This window comes from Streptomyces palmae (assembly GCF_004684805.1).
Lineage (GTDB): Bacteria > Actinomycetota > Actinomycetes > Streptomycetales > Streptomycetaceae > Streptomyces > Streptomyces palmae.
Map to the genome: position 1 here is coordinate 1 of NZ_SRID01000019.1, position 16,938 is coordinate 16,938.

12 protein-coding genes are annotated in these 16,938 nt (G+C 73.2%); 8 read left to right on the forward strand and 4 right to left on the reverse strand.

Going from position 1 to position 16,938, the window contains the following annotated elements; genetic code table 11:
- The 5 genes from E4099_RS03860 to E4099_RS03880 all read left to right on the forward strand — a co-directional run.
- The coding region (locus E4099_RS03860; protein WP_135337486.1) for an MFS transporter at positions 1 to 1,374 on the forward strand (1,374 nt) is incomplete at its 5' end.
- Between the two features lie 165 nt (positions 1,375 to 1,539).
- Complete coding sequence (locus tag E4099_RS03865; protein WP_135337487.1) at positions 1,540 to 2,766, forward strand: arginine deiminase; 1,227 nt, start codon at positions 1,540 to 1,542, stop codon at positions 2,764 to 2,766.
- Positions 2,767 to 2,927: 161 nt separating this feature from the next.
- On the forward strand, positions 2,928 to 3,929 hold the full coding sequence (gene argF / locus E4099_RS03870) for an ornithine carbamoyltransferase (RefSeq protein ID WP_135337488.1): 1,002 nt from the start codon (positions 2,928 to 2,930) through the stop codon (positions 3,927 to 3,929).
- Positions 3,930 to 4,269: 340 nt separating this feature from the next.
- Positions 4,270 to 5,094 (forward strand): enoyl-CoA hydratase family protein, encoded by an 825-nt coding sequence (locus E4099_RS03875; RefSeq protein ID WP_135337489.1) that lies wholly within the window; start codon positions 4,270 to 4,272, stop codon positions 5,092 to 5,094.
- The gene (locus E4099_RS03880) at positions 5,079 to 7,403 is read left to right on the forward strand and encodes a bifunctional salicylyl-CoA 5-hydroxylase/oxidoreductase (protein WP_135337490.1); all 2,325 of its coding nucleotides are present in this window, start codon (positions 5,079 to 5,081) and stop codon (positions 7,401 to 7,403) included. The genes E4099_RS03875 and E4099_RS03880 overlap by 16 nt, the downstream gene beginning before the upstream one ends.
- A gap of 18 nt (positions 7,404 to 7,421) precedes the next feature.
- Here E4099_RS03880 and E4099_RS03885 read toward each other — a convergent pair whose 3' ends face one another.
- Both E4099_RS03885 and E4099_RS03890 read right to left on the reverse strand, forming a co-directional pair.
- A complete protein-coding gene (locus E4099_RS03885; RefSeq protein ID WP_209446515.1) occupies positions 7,422 to 8,261 on the reverse strand; it encodes a PaaX family transcriptional regulator in 840 nt (279 codons plus the stop codon).
- 182 nt (positions 8,262 to 8,443) lie between these two features.
- The gene (locus E4099_RS03890) at positions 8,444 to 10,063 is read right to left on the reverse strand and encodes an AMP-binding protein (RefSeq protein WP_135337492.1); all 1,620 of its coding nucleotides are present in this window, start codon (positions 10,061 to 10,063) and stop codon (positions 8,444 to 8,446) included.
- 114 nt (positions 10,064 to 10,177) lie between these two features.
- Between E4099_RS03890 and E4099_RS03895 the strand changes: the two genes are divergently transcribed.
- Together E4099_RS03895 and E4099_RS03900 are read left to right on the forward strand one after the other, a co-directional pair.
- Positions 10,178 to 11,311: an acyl-CoA dehydrogenase family protein gene (locus E4099_RS03895; protein WP_135337493.1), complete on the forward strand. Its 1,134-nt coding sequence runs from the start codon at positions 10,178 to 10,180 to the stop codon at positions 11,309 to 11,311.
- On the forward strand, positions 11,308 to 11,709 hold the full coding sequence (locus tag E4099_RS03900; protein WP_135337494.1) for a RidA family protein: 402 nt from the start codon (positions 11,308 to 11,310) through the stop codon (positions 11,707 to 11,709). Before E4099_RS03895 ends, E4099_RS03900 begins: the two co-directional genes overlap by 4 nt.
- 191 nt (positions 11,710 to 11,900) lie before the next feature.
- Here the strand turns inward: E4099_RS03900 and E4099_RS03905 are convergent, their stop codons facing one another.
- Positions 11,901 to 13,985, reverse strand: coding sequence for a M4 family metallopeptidase (locus E4099_RS03905; RefSeq protein WP_135337495.1), 2,085 nt, complete (start codon positions 13,983 to 13,985; stop codon positions 11,901 to 11,903).
- Between the two features lie 279 nt (positions 13,986 to 14,264).
- Here E4099_RS03905 and E4099_RS03910 point away from each other — a divergent pair, with 279 nt between their 5' ends.
- A complete protein-coding gene (locus tag E4099_RS03910; RefSeq protein WP_135337496.1) occupies positions 14,265 to 15,275 on the forward strand; it encodes a hypothetical protein in 1,011 nt (336 codons plus the stop codon).
- A gap of 51 nt (positions 15,276 to 15,326) precedes the next feature.
- Here the strand turns inward: E4099_RS03910 and E4099_RS03915 are convergent, their stop codons facing one another.
- On the reverse strand, positions 15,327 to 16,856 hold the full coding sequence (locus E4099_RS03915; RefSeq protein ID WP_135337497.1) for a helix-turn-helix domain-containing protein: 1,530 nt from the start codon (positions 16,854 to 16,856) through the stop codon (positions 15,327 to 15,329).
- Between the last annotated feature and the right edge of the window lie 82 nt (positions 16,857 to 16,938).

Genomic DNA, 16,938 nt, shown 5'->3' on the forward strand with positions numbered 1-16,938 from the left:
GGCCCCGGCCGTGCCCCCGATCCACGGCGCTGGCTGGTGCTGGCGGTGGCCTCCGCCGCCCAGTTCCTCGCGGTACTCGACGTGATCGCGGTGAACATCGCCTTCCCGGCGATCGGCGACGACTTCGGCGCGGCCTCCACCGCCCGGCTCTCCTGGGTGCTCAACGCCTACACCATCGTGCTCACCGCGCTGCTGGTGCCGGCCGGCCGGTTGGCGGACCGGTCCGGCGGGCGGCGCTCCTTCCTGACCGGGCTGGTGGTGTTCGGGGTCGCCTCGGTCGGTTGCGGCGCGGCGCCCGGACTGGAGGCGCTGATCGCGGCCCGGGTGCTCCAGGGCGTTGGCGCGGCGGTACTCGTCCCCACCTCCCTCTCCCTGGCGCTGCCCGGCTTTCCGCAACGCGAGCGCGCCACCGCTCTGGGGATCTGGACGGCGGTCAGCGCGGTGGCCGCCAGTACCGGGCCCCTGATCGGAGGTGCCCTGGCGGCCTCCTCCTGGCGCTGGATCTTCCTGATCAACGTGCCGGTGGTGGTGGCCGCCGCGCTCGCCGGCCTGCGGCTGCTGCCCAGGACCGCCCCCGGTGACCGGCACGGCCTCGACCCCGTGGGCACCCTGCTGGTGCTGCTCTGCACCGGCTGCCTGGCCACCGCCTTCGTCACCGCGGAGGACTGGGGCCGTACCTCGGCCGGCACCCTCGGCATGCTGGCTGCCGGGCTGCTGGCGGGGGCCCTGGGCGTGCGGCACATGCGGCGCGCCAAGGACCCGGTGATCGACCCGGAGCTGTTCCGTACACCGGGCTTCCCCGCCGCCGGGCTCGGTATCTTCGCCTATTTCCTCGCCTACTCCGCGATGCTGCTGTCGATCACCCTGCTGTGCACCGGCGTCTGGGGCTTCTCCGTCCAGCGCACCGGGCTGGCCGTCGCGCCCTGGCCGGGCACGGTGCTGGTGGTCTCGGCGCTGTCCGGTCGGATCGTGGGCGCCATCGGCGAGCGGGTCGCGGGGGCCGTCGGATCCCTCTCCTTCGTGGCCGCCTCGCTGTGGTGGCTGGTCGGGGTGGAGCAGCGGGCGCACTACGCGGTCGCGCTGCTGCCGGGGCTGGTCCTCGCGGGGGTGGGCACCGGGCTCTACCAGCCGGTGGCCTTCGCGGCGGCCGGCCGGCTGCCCGTCCGCCTGCTCTCCCTGGGGTCCGGGGTGCTGATGATGGCGCGGCAGGGCGGTACGGCCCTGGGCGTGGCGGTCCTGGTGGCGCTGACCGGTTCCACCCAGCACGCGCCGCTGCCGCCGCTGCGGGCCGGCTGGGTGTTCGCGGCGGCGATGTCGATCGCGGCGACGGCGGCGGTCGTCCGGTGGGGATCGGCCCGGCGCGCGCCCCGCTGAGCGTGAACGCAAGCCGTACGACCCGGGGCGGAGGGTGCCGCCGGCCCGGGCGGAAGGCGCGGCGGGGCGCCGACACGGGCGCCCCGCGTGTGACGGGTGGGCTTGGTGGGGAGTCTGTTGCGGCGGAAACGCTCATTTCCGCGGCCGGGCGGCCAAGATAGGCGTATGGGATTCCATGTCGATTCAGAGGCCGGCCGGCTGCGGCGCGTCATCCTGCACCGCCCCGATCTGGAGCTCAAAAGGCTCACGCCCAGCAACAAGGACGCCTTGCTCTTCGACGATGTGCTGTGGGTGCGGCGGGCCCGTCAGGAACATGACGGATTCGCGGACGTCCTACGGGACCGCGGCGTCGAGGTGCATCTGTTCGGAGACCTCCTCCAGGAGAGTCTGGCGGTGCCCGCCGCACGGGCGCTGGTCCTGGACCGGGTCTTCGACGAGAAGGAGTACGGACCGCTTGCCACGGATCATCTGCGCGCCGCGTTCGCGGAGTTGCCGGATTCCGAGCTGACCGAGGCACTGGTGGGCGGGATGACCAAGCGGGAGTACCTGGAGCGCCATCCGGAGCCGACCTCGGTGCGCTTCCACGCCATGGAGCCGGACGACTTCCTGCTCGCCCCGCTGCCCAACCACCTGTTCACCCGGGACGCCTCGGCCTGGGTGTACGACGGGGTGTGCGTCAACGCGATGCGCTGGCCCGCCCGTTGGCACGAGACGGTGCACTACGAGGCCGTCTACCGGCACCATCCCCTGTTCGCCCAGGGCGGCTTCCACGTCTGGTCCGAGGGGCAGGCGGCCTATCCGTCCACCATAGAGGGCGGCGACGTGCTGGTGATCGGCAACGGCGCGGTGCTGATCGGGATGAGCGAGCGGACCACTCCGCAGGCGGTCGAGATGCTCGCCCGCGGCCTGTTCGCGGCCGGCTCGGCCCGCACGATCGTGGCCCTGCACATGCCCAAGCGGCGCGCCTTCATGCACCTGGACACGGTGATGACGATGGTGGACGGGGACACCTTCACCCAGTACGCGGGGCTCGGGATGCTCCCCTCGTACACCATCGAGCCGGGCTCCGGGGACCAGGAGCTCAAGGTCACCGACCATCCGCCGGAGCACATGCACCGGGCCATCGCGGCGGCGCTCGGCCTGGACTCGATCCGGGTGCTGACCGCCACCCAGGACGTCCACGCGGCCGAGCGCGAGCAGTGGGACGACGGCTGCAACGTGCTGGCGGTGGAGCCCGGGGTGGTGGTCGCCTACGAGCGGAACGCCACCACCAACACCTACCTGCGCAAGCGCGGCATCGAGGTGATCACCATCCCGGGCAGCGAGCTGGGTCGGGGCCGGGGCGGGCCGCGCTGCATGAGCTGCCCCGTGGAGCGCGACCCGGTCGGCTGACCGGCGCCGGTCCTCCGGCGCGCGGACCCCGATCCATAGGTATGCGAAGCCTTGTATATACTTCCATCATCTCCCCCGCTCCGGTCCGGTAGCCAGGCCGGTTCAGGGGGCAGATCGATGGTGTATGTCCCGTACGTCGCTGTGACCTAGGAGCCCGAGCCATGGCGAAAGACCTCACCGGCCGCCACTTCCTCAAGGAGCTGGACTTCAGTGCCGAGGAGTTCCGCCGCCTGGTGGACCTGGCGGCCGAGCTGAAGGCCGCCAAGCGCGCGGGCTCCGAGGTCCAGCGGCTGCGCGGCCGGCACATCGCGCTGATCTTCGAGAAGACCTCCACTCGGACCCGCTGCGCCTTCGAGGTCGCCGCCGCGGACCAGGGGGCCGTCACCACCTACCTGGATCCGGCGGGTTCGCAGATCGGCCACAAGGAGTCGGTGAAGGACACCGCCCGCGTCCTCGGCCGGATGTTCGACGCCATCGAGTACCGGGGTCATGGCCAGGGCGTCCTGGAGGAGCTGGCCGCGCACGCCGGCGTGCCGGTCTACAACGGGCTCACCGACGAGTGGCACCCCACCCAGATGCTCGCCGACGTGCTCACCATGGTGGAGCACTGCGACAAGCCCCTGGACCGCGTCGCCTTCGCCTACCTCGGCGACGCCCGGTACAACATGGGCAACTCCTACCTGGTCACCGGCGCGCTGCTGGGCATGGACGTGCGGATCGTGGCCCCGCGGCTGCTGTGGCCGGACGAGACCATCGTCTCCGTGGCGCACGAGCTGGCGAAGTCCTCCGGGGCGCGGATCACCCTGATCGAGGACGTCGCCGAGGGGGTGCGCGGGGCGGACTTCGTGGCCACCGACGTCTGGGTGTCCATGGGGGAGCCCAAGGAGGTGTGGGACGAGCGGATAGCGCTGCTGGGTCCGTACGCCGTCACCATGGACGTGCTGCGCGCCACCGGGAACCCCGAGGTGAAGTTCCTCCACTGCCTGCCGGCCTTCCACGACCTCGAAACGGACGTCAGCCGGGAGATCTACGAGCGGTACGGGCTCACCGAGCTGGAGGTCAGCGACGAGGTCTTCGAGTCCGCGCACTCCGTGGTCTTCGACGAGGCGGAGAACCGCATGCACACCATCAAGGCGATCATGGTGGCCACACTCGCCGCCTGACCCCCGGCCCTCGCCGGGGGTGGCACATCCGGCGCCCCGGAGTCCTGGGCTGCCCGAGCCGTCGGGGTCGGCGAGGTGGGCCGGTCGGGTGCCGCTCCGCCGACCCGGGGACCGCCCCACGTCACAGCCTGAGCCCCTTGAGTCCCTTGCGCCCCTCGGTCCTCCGCGGCCCCGGCCCCGTACCTCGCGCACCGAGTCGCCACGAACGCCGTCCCGAGACGATGCGCCGCCGCAGGCATATCGCGTGCTCGTGACGGCAGTCACATACCAGTGATAGCTTGCTCGGCAGAGGTACCAGCCGTCCACCCAGCCACCCCCAGGCTGAAGGAGGCCGTGCGCCATGCCCTTTACCGGATCGGCGACCCGCACCGAGAAGTGGCGGCATCTGCGCCTCACCCTCGATGACGCGGTCGCCACCGTCACCCTCGCCCGCCCCGAGAAGCTGAACGCCCTCACCTTCGGCGCCTACGCCGACCTGCGCGATCTGCTCGCCGAGCTCTCCCGGGAGCGGTCGGTGCGCGCCCTGGTGCTCGGCGGTGAGGGCCGCGGCTTCTGCTCCGGAGGCGATGTCGAGGAGATCATCGGTGCCACCCTCGCCATGGACACCGCGGAACTGCTCGACTTCAACCGGATGACCGGTCAGGTGGTGCGCGCCCTTCGGGAGTGCCCCTTCCCGGTGATCGCCGCGGTGCACGGGGTCGCCGCCGGCGCCGGGGCCGTCCTGGCGCTGGCCGCCGACTTCCGGATCGCCGACCCCACCGCCCGCTTCGCCTTCCTGTTCACCCGGGTGGGACTGTCCGGCGGTGACATGGGCGCCGCCTATCTGCTGCCCCGGGTCGTCGGGCTCGGCCACGCCACCCGGCTGCTGATGCTCGGCGAGCCGGTGCGCGCCCCCGAGGCCGAGCGCATCGGCCTGATCAGCGAGCTGGCCGAGGAAGGGCGGACCGGTGCGGCCGCCGCGGCGCTGGCCCGCCGCCTCGCCGACGGCCCGGCGCTCGCCCACGCCCAGACCAAGGCGCTGCTCACCGCCGAGCTCGACATGCCGCTGGCCGCCGCCGTGGAGCTGGACGCCGCCACCCAGGCGCTGCTGATGCACGGCGCCGACTACGCCGAGTTCCACGCCGCCTTCACCGCCAAGCGGCCGCCCGACTGGCAGGGGCGGTAGCGGTGCCCGGCGCGCTGCGGGTGGCCGTCATCGGCGGCGGACCCGGCGGGCTGTACGCGGCGGCGCTGCTCAAACGGCTGGACCCGGCGCGGGAGATCACCGTCTGGGAGCGCAACGCACCCCAGGACACCTTCGGCTTCGGGGTGGTCCTCTCGGACGAGACCCTGGGCGGCATCGAACACGCCGACCCCACCGTCCACCGGGCCCTGAGCGCCGAGTTCGTCCGCTGGGACACCATCGAGGTGGTCCGTGGCGAGCACCGGCTCAGCTCCGGCGGGCACGGCTTCGCCGCCCTCGGCCGCCGCCGGCTCCTGGAGATCCTGCACCAGCGCTGCCGGGAGCTGGGCGTACGGCTGTGCTTCCGCACCCCGGCGCCGCCGGCCGCCGAACTCGCCCTCGACCACGACCTGGTGATCGCCGCCGACGGGGTGCACAGCGCCACCCGCCAGGCCGGCGCCGAGGCGTTCGGGCCCCGGCTGACCACCCACCGCTGCCAGTACATATGGCTGGCCGCCGACTTCGCCTTCGACGCCTTCCGCTTCGAGATCACCCGCACCCGGCACGGCGTGGCGCAGTTGCACGGCTATCCGTTCGCCCGCCCCGCCCCGGACGGCGGCGGACAGGGGGCCAGCACGGTCATCGTGGAGATGCGCGAGGAGGTCTGGCGCGCCGCCGGACTGGACCGCTGCGACCCGGACACCTCCGCCGCGTGGTGCGCCCGCTTGTTCGCGCCCGCCCTGGACGGCCGTCCGCTGCGCGGCAACAACTCCCAGTGGACGGCCTTCCGGACCGTGGTCAACGAGCACTGGTGGCACCGGAACACGGTGCTGCTGGGCGACGCCGCGCACACCGCCCACTTCTCCATCGGCTCCGGCACCAAGCTCGCCATGGAGGACGCCCTGGCGCTCGCCGCCTGCCTGACCGAGCAACCCACCGTCCCCGAGGCGCTGGCCGCCTACGAGACCGAGCGGCGCCCGGTGGTGGAGTCCACCCAGCGGGCCGCCGCCGCCAGCCTGCGCTGGTTCGAGGACCTGGCCCGCTACCTGCCGCAGCCGCCCCGGCAGTTCGCCTTCAACCTGCTCACCCGCAGCCGCCGGGTCACCCATGGCAACCTGCGGCTGCGGGACGCCGGATTCGTCACCGCGGTGGAGCGCGAGGCGGGCACCCCACCCGGCACACCCCCGATGTTCACCCCCTTCCGGCTGCGCGGCCTGACCCTGCGCAACCGGGTGGTGGTCTCCCCGATGGACATGTACTCCGCGGTGGACGGCACCCCCGGCGACTTCCACCTGGTCCACCTGGGCGCTCGGGCGCTGGGCGGGGCGGGGCTGGTGATGACCGAGATGGTCTGCGTCAGCCCGGACGGCCGGATCACCCCGGGCTGCGCCGGGCTGTACACGTCGGAGCACGAGGCGGCCTGGCGCCGGGTGGTCGACTTCGCGCACCGGGCCTCGCCCGGGGTGGCGGTCGGGGTGCAGCTGGGGCACGCCGGTCGCAAGGGCTCCACCCGGCTGATGTGGGAGGGCATCGACGATCCGCTGCCGGCCGGCAACTGGCCGCTGGTGGCGGCCTCGCCGCTGCCCTACCGGCCGGGGATCAGCCAGGTCCCCCGGGAACTGGACCGGGCGGGGATGGCCGCGATCCGCGCGGAGTTCGAGGACTCCGCCCGCCGCGCCGCCCGGGCCGGATTCGACCTGCTGGAACTCCACTGCGCGCACGGCTATCTGCTCTCCGGCTTCCTCTCCCCGCTGACCAACCGGCGCACCGACGCCTACGGCGGCTCGCTCACCGCCCGGCTGCGCTATCCGCTGGAGGTCTTCGACGCGGTGCGCGCGGTCTGGCCCGCGGAGCGCCCCATGACGGTACGGATCTCCGCCACCGACTGGGCCCCGGGCGGCATGACCGCCAAGGAGGCGGTGACCGTGGCCGCGGCCTTCCGCGCCCGCGGGGCGGACGCCATCGACGTCTCCACCGGCCAGGTGGTGTCCGAGGAGCGCCCGGAGTTCGGCCGCTCCTACCAGGCCCCGTTCGCCGACCGGATCCGCAACGAGCTGGCCGTCCCGGTCATCGCGGTCGGCGCCATCTCCTCCTGGGACGACGTCAACTCGCTGATCCTGGCGGGCCGCGCCGACCTGTGCGCCCTGGCCCGCCCCCACCTCTACGACCCGCACTGGACCCTGCACGCCGCCGCCGAGCAGGGCTACTCGGGCCCGGCCGCGCCCTGGCCGCCGCCCTACCGGGCCGGCAGCCGGCGTCCGCCCACGGGCCGCACCGACGCCCCCAAACCCCGGCTGACACTGGGCGGCTGACCGGGGCGGCGCGGCGGTTCAGCCCTCGGCGAGGCGCTGCGCGGCGTACTGGGCGCCCGCCGCGCGCAGCCGGGCGTGCAGCGCGGCGAACACCTCGCCGGCCCGGACCCCCGGCCAGTCGGCCGGCAGCAGGGCGGCCGGCAGGCCCGGGTCGGCGTAGGGCAGGTGCCGCCAGGAGTCCAGCGCCAGCAGATAGTCGCGGTAGGCCTCCTCCGGGTCGGTGGAGCGCCGCCGCGCCCAGCGGCGCAGCACCGGCTCGTGGGCGTCCAGGAAGGCACGGTGCAGCTCGGCCAGCGCCGACAGGTCCCACCAGCGGGCCACCGCCTCGCAGGTGGGCGTGAAGCCCGCGTGGGCGCCGCGGAACAGGTCCACGTACTCGGCCAGTTCCAGCCGCTCCAGGGCGTGCCGGGTCTCCTCGTAGAGGTGGTCCGGGGCGATCCACACGCCCGGCGCGGCGGTGCCGAAGCCCAGGCGGCCGAGCCGGGAGCGCAGCAGGTGGCGCTTGTGCCGCTCCTGCTCGGGCACCGAGAAGACCGCCAGCAGCCAGCGGTCGGCCGCCTGGTCCGCCGGGCGGCCGTAGATCCGCCGGTCGCCGTCGTCCAGCAGCTGCCGGGCGGCGTCGGACAGCGCGTAGCCGGCCGCTCCGCCGGCGGTGCGCCCGGCGACCAGCAGCCCGCGGCGCTTGAGCCGGGAGACGGCCGAGCGCACCGAGGGCGGGTCCACACCGACCGTGCCGAGCAGCCGGATGAGGGCGGCCACCGGTACCGGCCCGGCGGGGTGCTCGGGGGTGCCCCGGCCGTACGCGCCGTAGAGGGTGACGATCAGCGAGCGGGGGGCGTGATGATCACTCACGCGCATACTGTAGGGGGTCGTCGAGGGGTTTCCGCGGGCGCCGACACCCCGCGGAGACCGCCGGGAGGCGCCCCGGGCCCCGCCGCCACTCCCGGCGCGGCCCGAGCGGGTGCGGCTCCCACCGTCCGGCGCGGAGTCCCTTCCACCCGGGTCCGGCTCCCGACCGCGCGGCCCCTCTCCGGACATCCCTAGCCACCGCGGCCACCGCGCAGCCGGAAGCGCTGGAGCTTGCCGGTCGGGGTGCGCGGCAGGGCGTCCTGGAAGACGAACGCGCGCGGGCACTTGTACGGGGCCAACTCGGCCCGGACGAAGGCGCGCAGGGCGTCGGCGGTCTCCTGGCCGCCGGGCGCCCCGCCGCGCAGCACCACATGGGCCACCACCGCCATGCCGCGGTCCGGGTCCGGACGCCCGACCACCGCCGCCTCCGCCACCTGCGGATGCCGCAGCAGGGCCTCCTCCACCTCGGGGCCCGCGATGTTGTAGCCGGCCGAGATGATCATGTCGTCGGCGCGGGCGACGAAGCGGAAGTAGCCGTCGGGTTCGCGGACGTAGGTGTCCCCGGTGAGGTTCCAGCCGTCGCGTACATAGTCGCGCTGGCGTTCGTCGGCCAGGTAGCGGCAGCCGGTGGGGCCGCGCACCGCCAGCAGCCCCGGTTCGCCGTCCGGCAGCGGCCGGCCCTCGGAGTCCACCACGCGTGCCTGGTAGCCGGGGACCGGCAGCCCGGTGGTGCCCGGCCGGATCCGGTCGTCGGCCGCGGAGATGAAGATGTGCAGCAGTTCGGTGGCGCCGATGCCGTTGATGATGCGCAGCCCGGTGGCCGCGTACCACTCGCGCCAGGTGGCGGCGGGCAGGTTCTCGCCGGCCGAGACGCAGCGGCGCAGGCTGGAGGTGTCGTACGCGCTGAGTCGGCCGAGCATCGCCCGATAGGCGGTCGGTGCGGTGAACAGCACCGATATCCGGTGGTGTTGGACGTCGTCGAGCAGCCGGGCGGGGCCGCCCCAGTCGCCGAGCAGCACCGAGGCGCCGGCCCGCAGCGGGAAGACCACCAGGCCGCCCAGGCCGAAGGTGAAGCCCAGCGGGGGGCTGCCGGCGAACACGTCGTCCGGGCGCGGGCGCAGCACCCGGGCGGAGAAGGTGTCGGCGATGGCCAGCACATCGCGGTGGAAGTGCATGCAGCCCTTGGGCCGGCCGGTGGTGCCGGAGGTGAAGGCGATCAGCGCCACGTCGTCCGCCGAGGTGGGCACCGCCTGGTACGGGGCGGGGTGGGCCGGGGCGCGCCGCAGCAGGTCCCCCGGCGACCGGCCGCCGTACTCCGTGATCCGCAGCCCCGGCACCCGGGCCCGCACCAGGTCCTCCGCGCAGCGGGCGTCGCACAGCGCGTGGCGCACCTGGGCGATCTCGCAGATGGCGGCCAACTCCCCGGCGCGGTGCGAGGCCAGGACGGTCACCGCCACGGCGCCGGCCTTCATCACCGCCAGCCAGCAGGCGGCCAGCCAGGGGGTGGTGGGGCCGCGCAGCAGCACCCGGTTGCCCGGCACCACGCCCAACTCCCGGGTGAGGGTGTGCGCGAGGCGGTCCACCCGCTCCTGGAGCTGCCCGTAGCTCCAGGTCTCGCCGGTGGCCTCGCGCAGCGCGGGTCGGTGCGGGCCGAGCCGGGCCACGGTGCCGTCCAACAGCTCGGCGCCGCAGTTCAGTCGGTCCGGGTAGCGCTCGTCCGCGGGGCCCAGCAGCAGCTGTGGCCACTGGTCGGGGGGCGGAAGATGATCCCGGGCGAAGGTGTCGACATGTGCCGAAGGCCCCAGCTCCATCGTGGTCGCGCCTCCCAGCGGTGACGTGAGTCTGCCCTGAAGTCGCTCCGTCAGCGTAACGTGTTGGTGACGACAGTCAACAGATCGCGATAACGAGCCGAGGGAGGGCGCCCGGTGGCGGCATTCGCACTCGATCCGGAGCAGCAGAAATGGTGCGCCGAACTGCGCACACTCGCCGCCGAGCGGCTGCGTCCACTGGCGGAGCGGTCCGTTCCGTCAACGGAAGGGCGGATCGACCGCCCGCTGGTGGCGGAGTTGGGCGCGTCGGGCCTGCTGGCCCGGCTCTTCCCCGAGCGGGGCCGGGTGCCCGCGCTACGGCTGTGCCTGCTGCGCGAGTCGCTGGCCGCCGAGTGCACCGAGGCGGAGACCGCGCTGGCCCTCCAGGCGCTGGGCGGCTATCCGCTGGCGCTCGCCGGCACCCCCGAGCAGACCCGGCGCTGGCTGCCGGAGATCAGGGCCGGCCGGGCGGTCACCGCCTTCGCGCTTAGTGAGCCGGAGGCCGGCTCGGACGCGGCGGCGCTCACCCTGCGGGCCGTACCGGACCGGAGCGGCGGCTGGCGGCTGTCCGGCGAGAAGACCTGGATCTCCAACGCCCCGGGCGCCGACCTGTACACCGTCTTCGCCCGCACCACCGAGGAGGCGGGCGCCCGCGGCATCACCGCGTTCCTGGTCCCCGCGGACCGGCCCGGGCTGACCGGCCGCCCGCTGGACATGCTCAGCCCGCACCCGATCGGCAGCCTGGGCTTCGACGGCACCCCGGTCACCGGCGCCGATGTGCTGGGCGGCGTGGACGGGGGCTTCCAGCTGGCCATGCGCACCCTGAACCTGCTGCGGCCCAGTGTCGGCGCCTTCGCGGTGGGCATGGCGCAGGCCGCCCTGGAGGCGTCCCTGGCGTACGCGGCCGAGCGCCGGGCCTTCGGCGGGCCGCTGCGGGACCTGCAGTCCGTCTCCCACCAGCTCGCCGAGATGGCCACCCGCACCGAGGCCGCCCGGCTGCTGGTGTACGCGGCGGCCGAGGCCCTGGACGCCGGCGCCCCCGATGTCGCCCGGCGCTCGGCCATGGCCAAGCTGCTGGCCACCGAGACCGCGCAGTACGTGGTGGACGCCGCGGTGCAGATCCACGGGGCCCGGGCACTGCGCCGCGGGCACCTGCTGGAGCACCTGTACCGCGAGGTGCGCGCGCCGAGGATCTACGAGGGCGCCACCGAGGTCCAGCGCACCATCATCGCCAGGGAGCTGTACCGGTGAGCCTGGAGCGGGTGAACCCGGACGGCCTCGCACCGGCCGCCGGCTTCAGCCACGCGGTCACCGCCACCGGGGGCCGGCTGGTCTTCCTGGCCGGGCAGACCGCCCTGGACGCGGAGGGCCGGATCACCGGCGCCACCCTGCCCGAGCAGTTCCGCCGGGCGCTGGGCGGTCTGCTGGCCGCGCTGCGCGCCTGCGGCGGCGGCCCGGAGCGGCTGGCCCGGGTGACCGTCTACGCCGTGGACGTGGCCGACTACCGGGCGCACGCCGCGGAGTTGGGCCGCATCTGGCGGGAGCTGGCCGGCCGGGACTATCCGGCGATGGCGGTGGTCGGGGTGGTGCGGCTGTGGGACGAGACGGCCCTGGTGGAACTGGACGGCATCGCCGTGCTGCCCGACTGAGCCCGCGGACCGGCCGCCGGGGCGAAGCCGGTCCGAACCGCTCCGGACCGGGCCGGAGGGCGGGGCGCCGCCGCGCCGCCCGGCTGAGGCCCGCGGACCGGGCCTGACCCGTCAGGGGCGGGCCCGCACACACGCGTGCGGGCCCGGCCGGTGGGAACCGGCCGGGCCCGGGCAGGGCCTGGGGAGGAGGCTCAGCCGGTGGTGACCGCGGTGTCGTCGATCAGGAAGCTGGTGGCCGCGGACGAGTCCTCGGTACCGGTGAACTTGATCGTGACGGTCTTGCCCTTGAACGCCGACAGGTCAAGGGTCTTCAGGGCGTAGCCGCCCGGCGTCGCGTTGGAGTACGTCGCCAGGGTGGTGGTGGTCGTACCGGAGACGACCTGCGCCTTCAGCGTGTCGTACGCCGTGGTGCCCGACTCCTTGGTGTCGATCAGCAGGTAGAAGCTGAGCTTGGGCGCCGCCGCGGTGGACGGGATGGTCACCGACTGGGACAGGGTGTCGGTGTGCGAGGAGCCGTAGCCGTCCAGCCAGGCGTAGTACGAGCCGGAGTGCGGCTGGCCGCTGGTGTCGTTGGTGATCACGCCGGAGCTGGAGCTCCAGTTGACCGCGCCCGACTCGAAGCCCGGGTTGGCCAGCAGGTTGGAGCCGCTCGGCGGCGGGGTGGTGCCACCGCCCCCGCAGGTGGTGGAGGTCGCGGCGACGGACACGCCGTTCCACGCCTTCTCCACCGCGGCGCACTGGGTGCTGCTCGCGCCGTACAGGTCGATCGCGGCCTTGACGCTCGCGGTACGGGCCTGCGCGTAGGTGGTGGTCGAGGTCATGTAGGTGGTGAGCGCGCGGTACCAGATCTTGCCCGCGGCGTCGTTGCCGATGCCGGTGACCGTGCCGCCGTCACAGGTCGGGCTGTTGCCCCACTTGGAGGAGCCGGAGCCGACCGCCAGCAGGTAGAAGAAGTGGTTGCCCACACCCGAGGAGTAGTGCGGGTCCAGGTTCTTGGTGTTGGTGTTCCAGCAGCTCTGCGAGACACCGTCCTTCTTCGGGTCGTCCATGAACCGCAGCGGCGTGGTGCTGATCTTCTCGCCGATGAGGTAGTCGGGGGTGTCCGCCGCGCTGTTGGCGTTGAACTCCACCAGGGTGCCGAAGATGTCGCTGGTCGACTCGTTCAGGCCGCCGGACTCACCGTAGTAGTTCAGGTTGGCGGTGGCCGAGGTGACGCCGTGGCTCATCTCGTGGCCGGCCACGTCGATCTCGGTGAACGGCTTGTCGCCGGGGGCGCCGTCGCCGTAGATCATGCTGAAGCTGGTGTCGTCCCAGCCGGCGTTGGCGTAGTTGTTGCCGTAGTGCACGAACGAGCGGGCGCCGACACCGTCGTTCTTGATGCCGCTGCGGCCGTGCACGTTCTTGTAGTAGTCCCAGGTCGCCTGGATGCCGAAGTGCGCGTCGGCGGCGACGGTGGCGCGGTCGCTGAGGCTGCCGTTGCCCCACACGTTGTCCGTGTCGGTGAACGCCTTGCCCCAGCCGGCCGGCGGGCTGTCGTTGGTCGCCGTCAGGTTCTGCGCGTCCCGGGTCTCCCCGTTGCCGCGGGTGGCGTCCTTGAGCTGGTAGCCACCGGAGACCGCGGTGGTGCTCAGCGGGACGTCGCCCACCTGGTAGCCGTGGCCGGTGCCGTCGGCGGTGTGGAAGGCGTTCCAGGTCTGCCCGGCCTTGCCGGTCAGGGCGTCCACCAGCACGTTGTAGTGGCTCGGCGACTGGTCCGGAGCGATGCCGTCGACGGTGACCTGCCAGGCCAGCCGCGGGGTGCCGGAGAGCGCGTCGACCACCAGCTTGCTGGAGGTCTTGGAGCGCTTGCCCTGGAACATCCGCTGCGCCAGGGCCTCCGCCCGCTCGGCGCTGACCTTGGGCGTGACCGCCAGGGACAGGCTCTTCTTGAGGCCCAGGGTGCTCTCCCGGAACGCGCCGCTGGGCGCGGAGTGCACGATGACGTCGCCGCCCAGCACGGGCAGGCCGCGGTACTCGCGGCGCATGTGCACATGGCGGGTGCCGTCCTTGTCGACCTGCACGGCGGCCGACGTGAACGTGTCGTGGGAGCTGGCGCGGACCGCCTGCGGGTGGGCGGCGATCGACTCGCGAGCGTCCTTGACGGCCTGCGTCTTGCTGGCCTTCGGGGTGTGGGGCCGACCGGTGTCGGCCGCGGAGGCGGGGGTTCCCACGCCGGCGGCTATCAGCAGGCCGCTGACGGCAAGCGACAGCGATCCGGCGAGCACGGTTCTCTTCATGGGCCGGGAGCGTGGCCGCCGCCGGTATCCCGGGTCAACAAAGCGCCAAGTCTGTTTAATTGCGGGACGCTGTGAAGATCCCGACCCCCGTTCTGCGCCCGGCCATGCCCCTGCCCAACATCGAGCTTTGGTCAAAACTGTTCATAGAGTGACTGCTGTCTCGTCGCTATCCGGACAGCCCGTGGCTAGCATGTGACCCCATTCCATCCCCTGCGACAACGCGGTCACAGGCAGCGCCCCCCACCCCGAGGCGCGCGACGTCGGTGCGGGAGGCAATCCATGGTGTCCATCAGCGACCGAACACGAGTCAGACAGACGGACCAGGGCCAGCGGCTCCTGGTCCCCAACCCCGCACCACCACCGCCGCGGGAACTGCCCGCGGAACTCCTCGACGCGCTCCGCAACGGCCCCTTCGAGGCGGCTCTGGACGCCGCCGTGCGGGCCAGCGGGCTGAGCCTGGAACGTATCCAGCACCGGCTCGCCGAGCGCGGGGTGGAGATCAGCGTCACCACGCTCAGCTACTGGCGACGCGGCCGCAGCCGCCCCGAGCGGCCCCAGTCCCGGCAGGCGGTCCGGCTGCTGGAGGAACTGCTGGGCATCCCCACCGACGGCCTGGTCTCGCTGCTCGGCCCGCGCCGCCCCCGGGGCCGCTGGGTCAACCGGGGCACCGAGGTGCTGGAGACCGAGCACCTGTGGCGGGAGTACGCGAGCCTCCCCGAGCTGCTGGCCGAGTTGGGCAGCACCGACGACGGCCTGCTGCGGGTCGCCGCCCATGACGCGTACGAACTCGACGCCCAGGGCACCGCGGCCCGGCTGACCACCCGGCTGACCCTCCAGGCCACCCGGGAGCGGGTGGACCGCTGCGTGGTGGTGCTCAGCGGCGAGGACCCCGACCGGGAGCTGCCCGAGTTCGCGGAGGTACGCAACGCCCGTCTGGGGCGGCTGCGTTCGGACCGCAGCGTTCCGCTGGTGGTGGCGGAGCTGTTCCTGGACCGCACCCTCTCCGCGGGCGAGACCACGCTGGTGGAGTACACCCTGCGGTTTCCCGGCAGCGGGCGCCCCAGCCGCGAGTGCGGACGCGGATTCCGCGCCCCCGCCCGGCTCTACACCCTGGAGGTCGCCTTCCACCCCGACGCCGTACCGGTGCGCTGCCTGCGCTGCAGCAGCGCCGCGGCCACCGGGGAGCCGGTCTCCGCGGAACCGGTGTGGATCAGCGCCGCCGGCCGGGCGCACGCGGTCTTCGAGGACCCCGGGCCCGGCTTCCGCGCACTGCGCTGGGAGTGGCACTGAACGGCGTGCCCGCCTTCGCGCGCCGGGCGGGGCGCGGCGGCGTTCCGGCCGTCAGATGTCGCGGAAGATCTCGATCTGCGCGCCGATGGAGTTCAGCCGCTCCGCCAGGTCCTCGTAACCCCGGTTGATGACATACACGTTGCGCAGTACCGAGGTGCCCTCCGCGGCCATCATCGCCAGCAGCACCACCACCGCCGGGCGCAGTGCGGGCGGGCACATCATCTCCGCGCTGCGCCACCGGGTCGGGCCCTCCACCAGCACCCGGTGCGGGTCCAGCAACTTCACCCGGGCGCCGAGCCGGTTGAGGTCGGTGAGGTAGATGGCGCGGTTGTCGTAGACCCAGTCGTGGATCAGCGTCGAGCCCTGCGCGGTGGCGGCGATGGCCGCGAAGAACGGCACGTTGTCGATGTTCAGGCCGGGGAAGGGCATCGGGTGGATCTTGTCCAGCGGTGCGCTGAGCTTGGACGGCCGCACCGTCAGGTCGACCAGCCGGGTCCGCCCGTTGTCCGCCGGGTACTCCGCGCCGCGCTCGTGGTCCAGGCCCATCTCCTCCAGGACCGCCAGCTCGATCTCCAGGAACTCCACCGGCACCCGCCGGATGGTCAGTTCGGACTCGGTGACCACGGCCGCGGCCAGCAGGCTCATCGCCTCCACCGGGTCCTCGGAGGGCGCGTAGTCGACATCGCGGTCGATCTCGGCCACGCCGTGCACGGTGAGCGTGGTGGTGCCGATGCCGTCCACTCGGACGCCCAGCTCCTCCAGGAAGAAGCACAGGTCCTGGACCATGTAGTTGGAGGAGGCGTTCCGGATGACCGAGACCCCGTCGTAGCGGGCGGCGGCCAGCAGCGCGTTCTCGGTCACCGTGTCGCCGCGCTCGGTCAGCACGATCGCCCGGGTGGGGGAGACGGTACGGTCCACCTCGGCGTGGTACGTACCGTCGGTGGCGGTGACCTCCAGGCCGAAGTGGCGCAGCGCGGTCATGTGCGGCTGCACGGTACGGGTGCCCAGGTCGCAACCGCCCGCGTAGGGGATCCGGAACCGGTCCATCCGGTGCAGCAGCGGCCCGAGGAACATGATGACGCTGCGGGTGCGGCGGGCGGCCTCGGTGTCCATGGAGTCCAGGTCCAGCTCGGCCGGCGGCACGATCTCCAGGTCGGCCCCGTCGTTGATCCAGCGGGCCCGCACCCCGATGCTGGCCAGCACCTCCAGGATCCGGTAGACCTCCTCGATCCGGGCCACCCGGCGCAGGGTGGTGCGGCCGGAGTTGAGCAGCGAGGCGCACAGCAGGGCGACACAGGCGTTCTTGCTCGTCTTGACATCGATGCTGCCCGACAGACGGCGCCCACCGACGACCCGCAGGTGCATCGGACCGGCATAGCCCAGCGAGACGATCTCGCTGTCCAGTGCCTCGCCGATGCGGGCGATCATCTCAAGACTGATGTTCTGGTTGCCCCGCTCGATGCGGTTGACCGCGCTCTGGCTGGTGCCCAGAGCCTCCGCCAGCTGGGACTGGGTCCATCCCCGGTGCTGGCGGGCGTCGCGAATGAGCTTGCCGATACGCGTGAGGTAAGCGTCTGTCATACTAATGATGCTATCTCACATATGAGATGTCGAAGTTTCGGGTGGGCCATCCGGCGCAGCGGCTTCACCTGGGGGTGGAGTG

Excerpts from the sequence above, each read along its gene's own strand:
- E4099_RS03905 (WP_135337495.1), bottom strand. The coding sequence starts at position 13,985 with ATGAAGAGAACCGTGCTCGCCGGATCGCTGTCGCTTGCCGTCAGCGGC.
- E4099_RS03910 (WP_135337496.1), top strand. The coding sequence starts at position 14,265 with ATGGTGTCCATCAGCGACCGAACACGAGTCAGACAGACGGACCAGGGC.
- E4099_RS03885 (WP_209446515.1), bottom strand. The coding sequence starts at position 8,261 with ATGCGCGTGAGTGATCATCACGCCCCCCGCTCGCTGATCGTCACCCTC.
- E4099_RS03890 (WP_135337492.1), bottom strand. The coding sequence starts at position 10,063 with ATGGAGCTGGGGCCTTCGGCACATGTCGACACCTTCGCCCGGGATCAT.
- E4099_RS03865 (WP_135337487.1), top strand. The coding sequence starts at position 1,540 with ATGGGATTCCATGTCGATTCAGAGGCCGGCCGGCTGCGGCGCGTCATC.
- E4099_RS03915 (WP_135337497.1), bottom strand. The coding sequence starts at position 16,856 with ATGACAGACGCTTACCTCACGCGTATCGGCAAGCTCATTCGCGACGCC.
- E4099_RS03875 (WP_135337489.1), top strand. The coding sequence starts at position 4,270 with ATGCCCTTTACCGGATCGGCGACCCGCACCGAGAAGTGGCGGCATCTG.
- argF (WP_135337488.1), top strand. The coding sequence starts at position 2,928 with ATGGCGAAAGACCTCACCGGCCGCCACTTCCTCAAGGAGCTGGACTTC.